Here is a 13,767-nt window from a genome sequence, read left to right on the forward strand (position 1 = left end):
TGCCTGTCACGCTCAAGTTTTCGAGACCGAATATCGACGGGATCGATATGTTCGTCGTAGAGGAGGTCGAGACTTTCCTCGCGATCGCCCGCTCGGGAAGCCTCGCCCAAGCCGCCCGGATCGTGCACACCTCCCAGTCGACCGTGAGTTACCGGCTGGAACGGCTGGAAAAGCGCCTGGGGCGGCGTCTTGTCCTGCGGGCACGGGGAGCGAAGGGGATCGGGCTGACGGTCGCGGGTGAGCGCTACCGCGAGCTCGCCGAGCAGTGGGAACGGCTCGTCGGCGAGGCCGCCCGGATCCGCGAAGCCCCGGACGCGGCCCTGGCCATGGGCGGCGCCGACGCCATCAGCATCTATGTGTTCGACTCGCTCGTCGGAGAACTGCGCACCCGGCTCCCCCAGCTGCGGCTCACCCTGGAAAGCGGGCGCAGCACAGCGCTGTGCGACCGCGTCGTCGCCGGCCATCTCGACGTCGCCTTCGTCTTCTACGAGCCGGTCCACACCGACCTTCGGGTGCGTCCACTCGCGCGATATCCGATGCTCGCCGCCGTCAACTCTCCATCGATCGACGACGAATACCGGGAAGCGGCCGGGGCGCTGCCGCTCTCCGCGCTGTCCCGGTCGAACGAGATATACCTGCCCTGGGGCCCCGACTACGACCTGTGGCGGGAGCGGAACCTGCTGCGGGAGCCCGTCCACACCGTCACCATGGTGCATACGCTGCCACCGCTGCTGCGCACCCCGGACTGCTGGACCGTGACCCCCTCCTTCATGGCCGACGACCTGAAGGCGCGAACGGGATGCCGTGTCCTCCCGCTGCGCGACGGGCCACCCGACCGGACCATCTACTGGGTGGAGCACAAGCGCCGCCGGGCCGACAACGCCACGGCGTTGCGAGCCCTGGAAGACCTGCTCGCCCGGCGCTGAGGCCGTTCCCTAGACCGCTCGGTCCAGGTGCTCGCCGAAGAAGCCCACGAGCTTCTCGACGGCGGGGTCCACGTACTGCTTTCTGTCGTAGAGGTCGACATGGCTCGCGCCGTCGATCCAGTGGATCTCCTTGGGGCCGATGGCCCGCTGGAACGCTTCGACGCTCATCCAGGAGGTGACGGCTCGGGCTCCGACGATCACGAGCAGAGGCCGTTGCCCGATCAGCGGGATCGGGCTGAAGGCGTCGAAGGCCGCCATCTTGTCGACGCTGGTCCAGGTGAGGAAGCCCGCCGAGCGGGGGTGCCGGGCGCGCGGGGTGCGGTAGTACGCGAAGCCCTCGGCGCCGTGCTCTCCGCCGAGCGCGCGGGCCTGCTCGGCGGTGTCGGGGAAGAGGGTCAGAACCGGCGGCGCCTCACCACGGGCCTCGGTGGTGCGTGCGTCGGCCGCGGCGGCCAGCATGCTCTGGAACACGGCCGGGTCCTGGGTCCCGTCGGCTCCCAGCCGGAACTGGCGGGCGATGTCGACGGCGCTGACCGTGGCGACGGCCTGGATGCGGTGATCGCTCGCAGTGGCGGGCAGTACGTAGCCACCGGAGGCGCAGATGCCGAGTGCGCCGATGCGCTCCGAGTCCGCTTCGCCGCGGGTGGTGAGGAAGGAGACGGCGGCCTTGAGGTCCTCGACACGGTGGGCGGGATCCTCCAGACCGCACGGCAGGCCACCGCTTTCGCCCTGGTGGGCCGCGTCGAACGCGAGCGTGACGAAGCCCCGCTCGGCCAGGCGCTGCGCGTACAGGCCCGCGGCCTGCTCCTTCACCCCGCTGCCGGGGTGGCCGACGACGATCGCCGGGCGCGGGCCGCGCGCGGGGGCGTCGGGGACGTAGAGGTGACCGGCGAGCGGGATGCCGGCACTGTCGAAGGTGATGTTCGTCTTCGCCACGGGATGCTCCAGGTGTGCTGTCACGGCGGAGCCGCACCCGGGCGGTGCTTCGCGCCGGGGCGATGGATCCGCCACGGACCTGTGGATCCGCTCCAGGCGGGGCCGCCCCGGACGGTGGGCTCCGCGCCCGGCACATCGCCGGGCACTCCCCCACCCTCGGCGCCACCCACGGCACACAAAAGGGGCACGTTTCTGCCTGGGAAGAAATCTGCCCCCTCTCCTCTCGTGTCCCCTCGTGGCGCTCACGCGACAATGGAACCCATGACTCCGGCACCCGCCCCCCGCGAGCTCGGGGCCTTCCTCAAGGCTCGCCGAGCGCAGCTGGCGCCGCGGGACCTGGGCCTGCCCGAGACGGACTCCCATCGCCGGGTCGCGGGACTCCGCCGCCAGGAGGTCGCCCAGCTCGCGGCCATCAGCGTCGACTACTACACACGCTTGGAGCAGGGCCGCGTCCGGGCGTCCGTATCGGTGCTCACCACCCTCGCCCGCGCGCTGCGCCTCGACGACGACCAGCGGAAGTACCTGTACGAACTCGCCGGCAGGGCTGATGAGTGGCCGCGCCGCCGACGGCGGGCCGCGCAGCGCGTGCGGCCCACCATGCGGCGCCTCCTCGACCAGCTCACCGCAGCCCCCGCCATCGTTCTCGGGCGGCGGATGGACATCCTGGCCTGGAACGTCGCCGCCGCGGCCCTGTTCACCGACTTCTCGCTGATGCCGTCGGGGCGGCGCAACTATGTGCGGCTGCTGTTCACGGACCCGATCGTCCGAGACATGCACCAGGAGTGGCGGCACGACGCCCGGGACGCCGTCGCCGCGCTGCGCATGGAGGCCGCGGCCGACCCCGACGACCCCGAACTGGCCCAGCTCGTCGGCGAACTGTCCTTCGGGGACGCCGACTTCCGCATCTGGTGGGCCGAGCACCGGGTCAACAGCGACAGTTACGGCACCAAGCACTACCGGCATCGGCTGGTCGGCGACCTGACGCTGGACTGCGACATCTGGAGCAGCCCCGACGGCTCGGGGCAGCGTCTCATGGTCCTCACCGCCGAGCCCGGCAGCGCTTCGCACGACGCCCTGCGCGTCCTCACGTCCTGGACGGCCGATCAGCGGTGAAGGACCATCAGGTCCGGCCGCTCGAGGAAGCGGGCGATGTCGCGCAGGACGAGCGAACCGAGTTCGCCGTCGACGAGACGGTGGTCGAACGACAGGGCGAGGGTCGTGGTGTCGCGCAGCCGTATGCGTCCCTTGTGTTCCCACGGCGTTCGCCGCACCTGGCCGAAGCAGAGGATCGCCGCCTCGCCGGGGTTGAGGATCGGTGTTCCGCCGTCGATGCCGAAGACACCGATGTTGGTGATCGTGAACGTCCCGTTTCTCATCCGCTCGGGTGGCGTCTTGCCTGCGCGGGCCTCGTCGACGAGGTCGGTGAGCGCCAAGGCGATCTCACGCAGGGAGAGCCGCTGGGCCGCGGCGATGTTGGGGACGATGAGCCCTCGCGGTGTCGCCGCGGCGATGCCGAGATTGACATCGGAGTACTGGACGATCTCACCGGCCTCGGCGTCCCACTTCGCGTTGATCCCGGGATGCCGTGAGATGGCGGTCAACGCTGCCTTGAGGACGAGACACAGCGGTGTCAGGCGTACCCCGTCGAACGCCTTGTCGGCGCGTGCCCGCTTCAGCAGTTTGAGGGACCGCGTCACGTCGGCGGTGACCCATTCCGTGACGTGCGGAGCGGTGAAAGCGCTCTTGACCATGGCCTCCGCGATGTGTTTGCGCACTCCGCGAATCGGTGTGCGCACCACCTCGTCACGGGCGGGGTCAGGGGCGTTCGACGGGGTTGCCCGCTTCTCGGCGAGGCGGTGGACATCCTCGCGGGTGATGCGTCCCGACGCACCCGTGGCAGTCACCAGGGCCAGGTCGACTCCGAGGTCACGGGCGAGCTTGCGCACCGGTGGGGCGGCGAGGGATTTCCCGCTGGGCGGTGTGACGGCCGGCGGCGTGGGCTTCCTCTTGCGCGGGCGGCGCGCCGTCCGGGCGTGGGCCGGCCCATAGCCGACCAGGACGGGCTCGCGGGCAGGGGCGGACGGCTGCTCGTCCCGGGCACCGTCCGGGGCGGGCGGATCGGCGGGCTCTTGGAACGTGGCGTCGGGTTCGAGCCCCGTACGCGGGGCGGTGTCGTCCTCGACCTGGAACGCGATGATCGGCGCGCCGACGGCCACCGCCTCACCGGCGGCACACAGGATCCCGGTGACGGTCCCGGCGTACGGGCTGGGCAGCTCCACCGCCGCCTTCGCCGTCTCGATCTCCACGATGATGTCGTTGACGCCGACCCGGTCACCGGGTGCCACGCGCCATTCGAGGATCTCGGCTTCGGTGAGGCCCTCGCCGACATCGGGGAGATGGAAGTGCTTGGTAACGAGCATCGCGTCCTCCGGGAGGTTCGCCGGACAGTTCACGGGGCACACACCCGGTCGACGGCGTCGAGAACTCGATCGAGATCGGGCAGGTAGTCACCTTCCGCTCGGGCCGGCGGATAGGGGATGTTGTAGCCACCGACCCGTTCCACGGGGGCTTCGAGGTCGTAGAAGCAGTGCTCCATGACCGTCGCGGCGATTTCCGCGCCCAGACCGACGTTGACGGGCGCCTCGTGGACGACCACGACGCGTCCCGTCTTCGACGCCGAGCGGCACAGTTCGGTGGTATCGAGCGGCGACAGCGAGCGGAGGTCCAGGACTTCCAGCGAACGGCCTTCGGTGGCGGCGACCTCGGCCACGCCCAGCGCGACCGCGACCGCGGGCCCGTACGCGACCACGGTGGCGTCGGTGCCCTCGCGCAGGATCCGGGCGCGCCCCAGCGTGTCGCCGTCCACGGGGCGGGCGAGGTCGACCTCGGCCCGGTCCCAGTAGCGGCGCTTCGGCTCGTAGAAGATGACGGGGTCGTCACACGCGATCGCGGCGCGGAGCATGTCGTACGCGTCCTGAGGATGGCCGCATGCCACGACGCGCAGGCCGGCCGTGTGGCAGAAGTACGCCTCATTCGACTCGCTGTGGTGCTCGACCGCGCCGATCCCGCCGCCCACCGGGATCCGGATGGTGACCGGAAGCCGCAGCAGCCCGCGGGAGCGGGCCCGCATCTTCGCCAGCTGGCTGACGATCTGATCGAAGGCAGGGTAGACGAAACCGTCGAACTGGATCTCGCACACCGGTCGGTACCCGCGCAGGGCCAGGCCGATCGCCGTCCCGACGATTCCCGATTCGGCCAGCGGGGTGTCCACGACACGGTCGCCGAACTCGGCGGCGAGGCCATCGGTCACCCGGAACACCCCGCCCAGGGAGGCGATGTCCTCGCCGAGCAGAACCGCCCGCTCGTCGTCGCGCATCGCCTGCCGCAGGCCCTCGTTCAGCGCGCGTCCGAGCGTGGTCGTGGTGGCCGTGGTGGCCGTCGTGGTCATGGTGGCCGTCGTGGTCGTGGTGGCCGTCGTGGTCACAGGAAGGACTCCAGATACGTCTCGAAACCCTCGCGTTCGCGTCGCAGGGCCTCGGTCTCCTCACACAAGGTGTTGCGGAAGGTGTCGCTCAGGGACGGCTCGGGAAGCGCACGGCACTCCTCGCGCGTCCGCGCCGCGAGCTCCTCGGACTCGGACGCGACCGTGGCGAAGTAGTCCTCGTCGGCCCAGCCGCGCGCCGTGAGCAGAAGGCGCACGCGTTCCACGGGGTCGTGTGCCTCCCACCGGGCGAGCTCGGCCTGGTCGCGATAGCGCTTGGGATCGTCCGACGTGCTGTGTCCTGACATGCGATATGTGTGCGCTTCGATGAGCCCGGGTGCTCCCCCCGCCCGGACCCGCTCGACCATGGCTCGCGTGGCGGCGTGGACGGCCAGTACGTCATTGCCGTCCACGGACACCGCGTCGAGTCCGAACCCCTTCGCACGTTCGCTCAGCGGGCCGGCGTACTGCCTGCTCGCGGGTGTCGAGATCGCCCATCCGTTGTTCTGGCAGAAGAACACGATGGGTGCCGATGTCACCGCCGCCCAGTTGAGCGCCTCGCTGGCGTCCCCCTGGCTGGACGCACCGTCACCGAAGTAGGTGAGCACGACGCTGTCGGCGGCGTCGTACCGTACGCCCATCGCATAGCCGACCGCGTGCAGTGTCTGCGTGGCCAGCACAAGGCTGTAGATGTGGAAGTGATATCGCTCGGGGTCCCATGAGCCATGGCTCGCGCCGCGCCACTGCGACAGCAGTTCCGTCGGTGAGATCCCGCGGCACAGGGCCGCCACGTGTTCACGGTAGGACGGGAAGACCCGGTCGTCCGCTCGAAGAGCGCGGATCGACCCGGCCTGGGCCGCTTCCTGTCCGAGGGACATCAGCCAGAGTCCGAGCTCACCCTGGCGTTGCAGGGAGTACGCCTCCTGGTCGAAGCGGCGCCCGAGCACCATGTCGCGGTACAGCCCGCGTACCAGTTCGCCGGTCACGTCGAGCATGTCCGCGGCCGCCGGTTCGTTCAGCGTCCCGGCGGGATCGACCAACCGCAGGCCGTCGTCGGCGCGGGCCGCCGCGGGTGCCGTGTCCGTACTCATCGCTGCCCCCAGGTGTGGCCACGGTCCGTGGCGGTGTGCTTCCGGAGCGGACGCGGAATCCGCAGCGGCGCCGCCATCACGAGTTCCCGGATGGTGAAGCCGGAAAGCGCTTTGACGAGGTCATCGACACGGGCGGGCTCCGCCGCGGTGAAGACGGTGCAGCGGGTCCGGTCGGCTTCCACGATCTCGGCGGAGAACGCACGGGCGATGGCGACGGCTTCGGCGAGCCGGCCTTCGGGAAAGGCGACCGTGACGAACGCCCCGCGCCGGTTGTGCGACGTGTCGTCGGAGAGGCGGATGACCTTGACGACGTCGGATGAGCGGTTCAGGAACTTGACGAGCTGCTGCAACCTGACGTCGTCCGCCGTGTCCACCTCGATGGTGATCCTCCGCAGCCCGTCGACGGGCGCGGCGATGTCCATGGTGACCACGTCGAACTGGCGATGGGCCAGGATCGAGGCGATCCGGGCGACCGCCAGGGGCGTGGCGAGGACATCGAGTCGCAGCACGGCACCGGCCTGGTGCCTGCCTGGCTTCACGGTTTCGGAGGGGGCAACGTGTGTTGCCGGTTGTGTCGACGCTGACATGCGGGACACCGTTTCAGGGGCCCGGTCCGTCCACAACGAAAGTGTGCGCAGCGATGCGGAACACGCTCCTCCTGGGCAGTCCGGCCGGGGCGGGAGTGAGTGTTGGGGGAAGTGCTGCTTACACTTTTGGCATGTCGGCACCCGTACATCTCGACTCGGTCGATCTGCAGATCCTGGAGTTGCTGCGAGCCGACGGGCGGCGCACCGTTCGGGACATCGCACGCCTGGTGCAGCTCTCCCCGGCGCCGGTGCGCCGGCGCATCGCACGCCTGGAGGAGTCGGGAATCATCACCGGCTACACGATCACCACGGATCAGGCCAAGCTGGGTCAGGGCCTTCAGGCGGTCACGGAGCTGCGTTTCACGGGTGACACCGATATCCACGACATCGTGGAGTTCGCGTCGACCCTGCCGGAGGTCGACGAGGTGCTGACGCTCACCGGCGATGTGGACGCGCTGGTCAGGTTGCATGTCGACAGCGTCGATGACCTGCAGAAAGTGGTCAATCGTCTGCGCCGTAAGGGGGTTGGTGTGCTCCAGACGAAGACGCTGATCGTCATCGACTCCTGGCAGCGCGGAGCGCCCATGCCCTGAAGTATTCGGAGAACCGCGGCCCTGGACACTCCCGGCGCAGTGACCTACTTTTCTACTGGTCCGACCAGTAGCTAGGTCGCACAAACCACGTCTCAGGGAGGCCCACATGCCCACGACCGCCAGACCCCCGAACGTGGCGCAGACCGATACCGTGCCGTCCGGCCACAGCGCACGCCGTGCGGTCGTCGCCGGTGGTATCGGCAACTTCATCGAGTGGTACGACTACGGCGTCTACGCCGCGCTCAGTCCGGTGATCTCGTCGCTGTTCTTTCCGAGCGAGTCCACCGTGGCCTCGACGCTGTCGACGTTCGCGGTGTTCGGCGTCGGCTTCGTGGTCCGGCCGCTGGGCGGGCTGTTCTTCGGGCAGCTCGGCGACCGGCGTGGCCGCCGTACCGCGCTGGCGTGGGCCCTGATCCTGGTGTCGGCGAGCACCCTCGGCATGGGGCTGCTGCCCACGTACGCCGCCGCCGGGATCGCGGCGCCGTCCCTCCTGGTGCTGCTGCGTCTGCTCCAGGGTTTCTCGGCCGGTGGGGAGTTCACCGGCTCGGCCACGGTGATGACCGAGAACGCCCCGGTCGGCCGGCGCGGCCGGGTGTCGAGCTGGCAGCAGTTCAGCGTCATCACCGGGACACTGGCCGGCGTCCTGGTCGTCACGGCGATCACCAACCTCGGCTCGGCCGACGCGCTGGAGAACGGCGGCTGGCGCATCCCGTTCCTGTTGTCGCTTCCACTGGGCGCGATCGGCTTCTACATCCGGTTCCGGATGGAGGACACACCCCACTTCCAGGCCCTGCGGGAGGCCGGCGAGGTGGCCGAGCGACCGGCCGCCGAGGCGGTGCGGACGCAGCGCGGCGCGATGTTCACCGCGTTCTTCTACACCGCTCTGCCGAACATCGGTTTCTACACGTTCCTGACCTACACCCCGACGTTCCTGCACAACGAGGCCGGTCTGAGCCTCGGCGACGCCTACCTGGCCAATGTCGTCGGGATGGTCGCCTACGCGGCGCTGACGCTGGTCATGGGACGGGTGTCGGACAAGGTGGGCAGGCGGCCGATCCTGATCGCCCACGCCGCCGTGTTCTTCGTATCGGCGATCCCGATCTACCTCTTGATGTCCCACGGCTCGTTCTGGGCCGCGCTGGTCGCCCAGCTCCCGGCGATGTTGATCATGGCGTGCTACTCGGGTCCGGGGACGGCGGGCCTGACCGAGCTGTTTCCGACCCGGCTGCGCTACTCCGGCATGGCCCTGCCGTACAACCTCAGCTCGGCGATCTTCGGCGGGACCGCCCCGTTCATCGCGACGGGTCTGATCGCATGGCTCGGCACCCCGCTCGCACCGGCGTTCTGGGCGATGGCCGCCGCGATTCCGACGCTGATCGTCTATCTGCGGATGCGCGAGACGGCCTTCGAACCGCTGCGGGACCGATGAGCACCGGGAAGGGAGGGCCCGCCGCGGTGGTGACCGGCTCGTCGTCGGGCATCGGGCGGGCCTGCGCCCTCGCACTCGCACGCACCGGCTGGGACGTGGTCGTGCACGGTCTCGACGCGGACGGTGACCTGGCGCGGGTGGAGTCGGAGGTGCGGGCCGAGGGCCGTGGCTGCGTCGCGGTGGCGGGCGATGTCGCCGATCCGGCGACCACCCGGGCGCTCGTCGAGGCCGCGGAGTCGGCCTTCGGACGCGTCGACGGGGTGGTCAGCAACGCGGGCACCGGCATGACCCGCTCGTTCCTCGACATCGACGACGCGGGCTGGCAGGAGCTGTGGGCGGTGCACGTCGAGGCCGCCGCCCGGCTGCTGCGCACCGCCCACCCGCTGCTGGCCGCCGACGGGGGCGCGGTGGTGGCGATGTCGAGCCTGGCCGCGGGCCGGGCGTTGCACGGCCGGACGGGGTACGGCGCGGTGAAGGCGGGTCTCGAGGGACTCGTCCGCCAGCTTGCCGCCGAATGGGCCACCGCCGGGATCCGGGTGAACGCGGTCGCCCCGGGCACGATCCGCACACCGCTGGTCGAGCGCAACTTCGCCCGCGGTCTGCTCGACGAACAGGGCGTCCTCGGGCGTACCCCGCTGCGCCGCCTCGGGTCGCCCGGCGAGGTCGCGTCCGTCGTGCGCTTCCTGCTCTCGGCCGAGGCGTCCTACGTCACGGGCCAGACCCTCGCCGTTGACGGCGGCTGGTCGATCTTCGGCGGCTGGTCATGACCGCCCCCGGTCATTCCCGAACCACGATCGGAGTGAACACCTTGGCGAGCGCCCCTGACGCACAGCAGGACGCACCGCAGGACGCACAGCTTGACTCACAGCGGGACGCACAGCGGGACTCACAGCGAATAGACCGGGCCCGGTCCGCCGTGACGGCCACTCGAGAGAGCCTGGACCGGATCCGCGACCACGATCCCCGACTGCACGCCTTCCTCACGGTCTGTCCCGAGCGGGCGCTCACCGATGCCGAGGCGGCCGACGCGGCCCCGGATCGCCCGGGGCCGATGCACGGGATCCCCTTCTCGGTCAAGGACACCTACGCGACCGGCCACGTCCGTACGACATTCGGTTCCGCGGTGTTCGCCGAGCACGTGCCGGTGCGGGACGCTCCCGTGGTCGCTCGCATCCGGCGCGCGGGGGGAATCCTCGTCGGCAAGACCAACACCCCCGAATTCGCGATCTACATCCGCACGGTCAACGAACTCCAGCCGGAGACGCTCAACCCGTGGGACCCGGCCCGCATCTGCGGCGGGTCCAGCGGGGGCGCGGCGGCCTCCGTCGCCGCCGGTCTGACCCCGGTCGCCCTGGGCAGTGACGGGGGAGGATCGGTGCGCATTCCGGCGGCCCTGTGCGGTGTGGTCGGGCTCAAGCCGTCCCGCGGGGCCACGCCGGCCGGTGGCGGGTTCATCGGCACCCGCCGGTTCTCCGTCCCCGGCCCGCTGGCATTGCGGGTCGCGGACGCCCGTGCGATGTGGCAGGCCATGCGGGGGCCGTGGGACGCCGAGCGGAGCACGCGCACCTTCGTCGACCGCGATGCCCTGATGCGGTCCGCGCACCCCGGGTGGCGGCTGCGCTGGGTCGCCGACAGCGGCCGGGACGCCGCCCCCGAGGTGGTCGGGGCGGTCCGCTCCGCGGTGGGACGGCTCGCCCTCCTCGACGACGTCGAGGTCGACGACAGCCGGCTCGGCCTGGACACCCCCCGGTTCGCCGAGCCCTTCTACGACGCCATGATGGCCGACCGGCTGGCCACCGGAGGGGACCGGATGATGGCCGACGCGGCCTCGCGCCGGCTCCTCTCCGGCTACGCACGCCACCACTTCGAGCGGGCGGCCGAGGTCAGCGGCGCGCGGTACTCGGAGTCGCTGGGCCGCGCGGACGCCGCCGCGGACCACCTCGACACGCTGCTCGACGGCGTCGACTTCCTGGTGACGCCCACCACGGGAGTGATCGCGCCGGAAGGCGCGGGCGGTCCGCCCGACGCGCTGCCCGAGGTCGCCCGCCGCGAGCTGGTCGCCTACACCTTCCTGGCCAACTACACCGGCTATCCGGCGATCACGGTGCCGTGCGGAACGGTGGCGGGTATGCCGGTGGGGCTGCAGGTGCTGGGCCGCCCGGGGGCCGAGGACCGGCTCCTGGACGTGGCCGACGCGGTGCAGAACCACGTCTTCCCGCCGCGCGCCGCACCGTGGCCGACGCGTTCGGCCACGGCCGGGTGAGGTGGGCTCAGTGGTCGCGCGAGTTCCGCACGTCCGGCTCGAGCAACACCGCGAGTCGGTGCCGCTGCTCCTCGTCGAGGGCGCCGGAGTAGGCGTCGTACAGGGTCTGGCTGGCCAGTCGGGCCGCGGTGTCGCCGTCGTGCCCGGCGATCGCGGCGAGGATGCGGCGGTGGTCGGCGATGAACTCCCGCCGCATCCGCGACGCACCGCCGGATGGGCCGACGGCCCCGGCCACCAGATCGAGGGTGGCGTCCTGAATCACGCCGCCCACCATGCCGAGCACGCGATTCCCGGCCGCCTCCCGGACGACCACGTGGAAGCCGTCGTCCGCCGCGGCGAAGGTGGCGGCGTCGGTGGCGGCCTCCATCGCCTCGATCGCCGCCTCCATCCGCTCGAGGTGCTCATCCGTCCGCAGATGAGCCGCGAGCCGGTTGGCGGCGGCTCCGGCGATGATCCGGTACTGGACGAGGTCCACCACCGGGATCTCCTCCATCCGTACCGCGCCCCGCAGCATCCGGGTCAGGCCCGGGGTCACCGAGCCGCAGACCTCGGGCCCGCTCCGGCTGCCCGGACTGGTCCGCACCAGGCCCATGCTCTCCAGGATCCGCAGCGCCTCACGGACCGTGGACCGGCCCACCCCGAAGTCCTCGACCAGCGTCCGCTCGGGCGGCAGGAAGTCACCGGGGGCGTACTCGCCGGCGTAGATCGCCGACTCGATCTGCTGGACGACCGCCTCGAAGGCCCGCTTCTTGTCTACCGGCGTGAACATCGCTCCCCAGTCCCGTCGTCCCCCGGGCCGCGCCCCACACGGCCACATACTCAACCTAGCAGCTGTTCAGACCACAATTCCCAGCAGGGACGGACGTCCCGCGCGGATCCAGCCAGGAGCACATCGATGACCACGCCCGTTCTGCTGACCTTCGACATGGACGCCGAACTCCTCTGGACGGCCCGCGACCCCGCCGGAGTGGACAAGCCGGTCTGGGTGTCCCAGGGACACTACGGCCCGAAGGTGGGACTGCCCCGGATCCTCGCTCTGCTGCGCCGCTACGACATCACGGCCACCTTCTTCGTCCCCGGCCAGGTGGTGGAGCGCTACCCGGCCCAGATCGAGGCGATCCTGGAAGCCGGGCTGACCATCGAGCACCACAGCCACACCCACGCCTGGTCGGAGCAGCTCGGCGAGGAGCAGGAGGCCGAGGAGTTCCAGCTCGCCGCGGACGCCATCACGCGGGCGACGGGCCGCGCGCCCCAGGGCTGGCGCTCACCCGCCGCGGAGCTGACCCCGCACTCGGTGAAGCTGATGGAGAAGCACGGCATGCGGTTCTCCTCCAACCTCTTCGACTCCGACTCGGCCCATCTGCTGGACACGCGCGACCGCACGACCGGCATCGTCGAGCTCCCGTTCGCCTGGGCCCTCGTCGACACCCCGGTCTTCATGTACACCAACCGCGTGGCGGGGCGGGTGATGTCGGCGCCCTCGGCGGTGCTCGAGACCTGGACCCGGGAGTTCGACGGCCTGGTCGAGGAGCCGGGGACGCATTTCATGCTGGCCATGCACCCACAGATCATCGGACGGCCGTCCCGGATGTGGGTCCTGGAGCAGACCATCCAACATGCGCTGGCCTCGGGGCGCGCGGAGTTCCTGTCCTGCGCCGACTACGCCGAGCGCGTTCGTCCGGGGCTCCTCGCCGAGCGGGACGCGACATGAGCGCCGGGATCGCTCCGGGCGTCGCGGTGGTCACGGGGGGCGCCAGTGGAATCGGTGCCGCCGTGGCCGCCCGGCTGCGGGCGGGAGGCACCGCCGTGGTGGTGGCGGACCGGGCTCCGGCCGCGGGGGAAGAGCCGGTGGACGTCACCGACGGCGCGTCCGTCCACGCGCTCGCCGAGCGGGTCGCCCATGCCCACGGCCACCTCGACCTGCTGGTGCACTGCGCCGGGGCGGTCGCCGTCGGAGCGGTCGACACCGCGGCCGGGACGGCGGAGGAGGACTGGCACCGGGCCTTCGCCGTGAACGTGACCGGGGTGTGGACGGTCAGCCGGGCACTGCTGCCCCTCATGGGCGAAGGCGGGGCGATCGTGGTCGTCTCGTCGGCCGCCGGGGTGCGGCCGATCCCCGAGATGGCCGCCTATGTCGCGTCGAAGTCCGCGGCCGTGGGACTGAGCCGCTCGATGGCCCTGGACCTCGCCCCCCGGGGCATCCGGGTGAACTGTGTGTGCCCAGGGCTGGTCGACACCCCTCTGGCCAGGGCGGCTCAGGAGCAGCGCTCGCCGAGCGAGCGCGAGCACGTCGACGAGCGGCGCGGCTACCTGATCGGCAGGGCGGGCACGGCCGAGGAGATCGCCGAAGCGGTGGTGCTGGCCGGGACCAACGGCTACCTCACCGGAGCCACCCTCGCCGTCGACGGCGGCCGGTCGCTGCACTGAGGGAAGCGGCTCCCGCGCCGGGCGGGCGGCAGCG

General features: G+C 71.1%; 14 protein-coding genes. 8 read left to right on the top strand and 6 right to left on the bottom strand.

The window, feature by feature from the left end; genetic code table 11:
• Positions 1–47: 47 nt before the first annotated feature.
• The gene (locus J2Z30_RS23235; RefSeq protein ID WP_044580392.1) at positions 48–926 is read left to right on the top strand and encodes a LysR family transcriptional regulator; all 879 of its coding nucleotides are present in this window, start codon (positions 48–50) and stop codon (positions 924–926) included.
• A 9-nt stretch (positions 927–935) separates the two neighbouring features.
• Here the strand turns inward: J2Z30_RS23235 and J2Z30_RS23240 are convergent, their stop codons facing one another.
• Positions 936–1,862, bottom strand: coding sequence for an alpha/beta hydrolase (locus J2Z30_RS23240; protein WP_044580391.1), 927 nt, complete (start codon positions 1,860–1,862; stop codon positions 936–938).
• A 261-nt stretch (positions 1,863–2,123) separates the two neighbouring features.
• On the opposite strand from J2Z30_RS23240, the gene J2Z30_RS23245 reads away from it, so the two are divergent.
• Positions 2,124–2,975 carry a helix-turn-helix domain-containing protein gene (locus tag J2Z30_RS23245; RefSeq protein WP_044580390.1) on the top strand — a complete coding sequence of 284 codons (852 nt, stop codon included), beginning with the start codon at positions 2,124–2,126 and terminating at the stop codon, positions 2,973–2,975.
• Here J2Z30_RS23245 and J2Z30_RS23250 read toward each other — a convergent pair.
• Genes J2Z30_RS23250 through ilvN form a run of 4 tightly spaced genes read right to left on the bottom strand, consistent with a single transcriptional unit; the run spans position 2,966 to position 6,973 of the window.
• Positions 2,966–4,282 (bottom strand): dihydrolipoamide acetyltransferase family protein, encoded by a 1,317-nt coding sequence (locus tag J2Z30_RS23250; RefSeq protein WP_044580389.1) that lies wholly within the window; start codon positions 4,280–4,282, stop codon positions 2,966–2,968. The two genes, J2Z30_RS23245 and J2Z30_RS23250, sit on opposite strands and share 10 nt — an antisense overlap.
• Before the next feature lie 29 nt (positions 4,283–4,311).
• Positions 4,312–5,310, bottom strand: a complete 999-nt coding sequence (locus J2Z30_RS23255) for an alpha-ketoacid dehydrogenase subunit beta (RefSeq protein WP_044582539.1) — start codon at positions 5,308–5,310, stop codon at positions 4,312–4,314.
• Between the two features lie 32 nt (positions 5,311–5,342).
• Positions 5,343–6,434: a thiamine pyrophosphate-dependent enzyme gene (locus J2Z30_RS23260; RefSeq protein WP_044580388.1), complete on the bottom strand. Its 1,092-nt coding sequence runs from the start codon at positions 6,432–6,434 to the stop codon at positions 5,343–5,345.
• Positions 6,431–6,973 carry an acetolactate synthase small subunit gene (ilvN, locus tag J2Z30_RS23265; RefSeq protein WP_209468797.1) on the bottom strand — a complete coding sequence of 181 codons (543 nt, stop codon included), beginning with the start codon at positions 6,971–6,973 and terminating at the stop codon, positions 6,431–6,433. Before ilvN ends, J2Z30_RS23260 begins: the two co-directional genes overlap by 4 nt.
• Positions 6,974–7,152: 179 nt before the next feature.
• Here ilvN and J2Z30_RS23270 point away from each other — a divergent pair, with 179 nt between their 5' ends.
• From J2Z30_RS23270 to J2Z30_RS23285, 4 genes are all read left to right on the top strand, one after another.
• Positions 7,153–7,614, top strand: coding sequence for an Lrp/AsnC family transcriptional regulator (locus J2Z30_RS23270; protein WP_044580386.1), 462 nt, complete (start codon positions 7,153–7,155; stop codon positions 7,612–7,614).
• Between the two features lie 106 nt (positions 7,615–7,720).
• Complete coding sequence (locus J2Z30_RS23275; RefSeq protein WP_044580385.1) at positions 7,721–9,043, top strand: MFS transporter; 1,323 nt, start codon at positions 7,721–7,723, stop codon at positions 9,041–9,043.
• Entirely contained in the window at positions 9,040–9,810 is a 771-nt protein-coding gene (locus J2Z30_RS23280; protein WP_044580384.1) for an SDR family NAD(P)-dependent oxidoreductase, read from the top strand. The genes J2Z30_RS23275 and J2Z30_RS23280 overlap by 4 nt, the downstream gene beginning before the upstream one ends.
• Before the next feature lie 149 nt (positions 9,811–9,959).
• Positions 9,960–11,306: an amidase gene (locus J2Z30_RS23285; protein WP_044580382.1), complete on the top strand. Its 1,347-nt coding sequence runs from the start codon at positions 9,960–9,962 to the stop codon at positions 11,304–11,306.
• Positions 11,307–11,313: 7 nt separating this feature from the next.
• Here the strand turns inward: J2Z30_RS23285 and J2Z30_RS51005 are convergent, their stop codons facing one another.
• Entirely contained in the window at positions 11,314–12,075 is a 762-nt protein-coding gene (locus J2Z30_RS51005) for a FadR/GntR family transcriptional regulator (protein WP_044580381.1), read from the bottom strand.
• A gap of 126 nt (positions 12,076–12,201) precedes the next feature.
• Between J2Z30_RS51005 and J2Z30_RS23295 the strand changes: the two genes are divergently transcribed.
• On the top strand, positions 12,202–13,017 hold the full coding sequence (locus tag J2Z30_RS23295) for a polysaccharide deacetylase family protein (RefSeq protein WP_044580379.1): 816 nt from the start codon (positions 12,202–12,204) through the stop codon (positions 13,015–13,017).
• Positions 13,014–13,733: an SDR family NAD(P)-dependent oxidoreductase gene (locus J2Z30_RS23300; RefSeq protein ID WP_044580378.1), complete on the top strand. Its 720-nt coding sequence runs from the start codon at positions 13,014–13,016 to the stop codon at positions 13,731–13,733. The genes J2Z30_RS23295 and J2Z30_RS23300 overlap by 4 nt, the downstream gene beginning before the upstream one ends.
• The last annotated feature ends 34 nt before the right edge of the window (positions 13,734–13,767 follow it).

The sequence above is a fragment of the Streptomyces iranensis genome (assembly GCF_017874715.1).
Taxonomy (GTDB): Bacteria; Actinomycetota; Actinomycetes; order Streptomycetales; family Streptomycetaceae; genus Streptomyces; species Streptomyces iranensis.

Bases quoted from the DNA above. Each gene is read 5' to 3' on its own strand.
- J2Z30_RS23235 (WP_044580392.1), top strand. From the start codon at position 48: ATGTTCGTCGTAGAGGAGGTCGAGACTTTCCTCGCGATCGCCCGCTCG.
- J2Z30_RS23245 (WP_044580390.1), top strand. From the start codon at position 2,124: ATGACTCCGGCACCCGCCCCCCGCGAGCTCGGGGCCTTCCTCAAGGCT.
- J2Z30_RS23250 (WP_044580389.1), bottom strand. From the start codon at position 4,282: ATGCTCGTTACCAAGCACTTCCATCTCCCCGATGTCGGCGAGGGCCTC.
- J2Z30_RS23255 (WP_044582539.1), bottom strand. From the start codon at position 5,310: ATGACCACGACGGCCACCACGGCCACCACGACCACGCTCGGACGCGCG.
- J2Z30_RS23260 (WP_044580388.1), bottom strand. From the start codon at position 6,434: ATGAGTACGGACACGGCACCCGCGGCGGCCCGCGCCGACGACGGCCTG.
- J2Z30_RS23270 (WP_044580386.1), top strand. From the start codon at position 7,153: ATGTCGGCACCCGTACATCTCGACTCGGTCGATCTGCAGATCCTGGAG.
- J2Z30_RS23275 (WP_044580385.1), top strand. From the start codon at position 7,721: ATGCCCACGACCGCCAGACCCCCGAACGTGGCGCAGACCGATACCGTG.
- J2Z30_RS23280 (WP_044580384.1), top strand. From the start codon at position 9,040: ATGAGCACCGGGAAGGGAGGGCCCGCCGCGGTGGTGACCGGCTCGTCG.
- J2Z30_RS51005 (WP_044580381.1), bottom strand. From the start codon at position 12,075: ATGTTCACGCCGGTAGACAAGAAGCGGGCCTTCGAGGCGGTCGTCCAG.
- J2Z30_RS23295 (WP_044580379.1), top strand. From the start codon at position 12,202: ATGACCACGCCCGTTCTGCTGACCTTCGACATGGACGCCGAACTCCTC.
- J2Z30_RS23300 (WP_044580378.1), top strand. From the start codon at position 13,014: ATGAGCGCCGGGATCGCTCCGGGCGTCGCGGTGGTCACGGGGGGCGCC.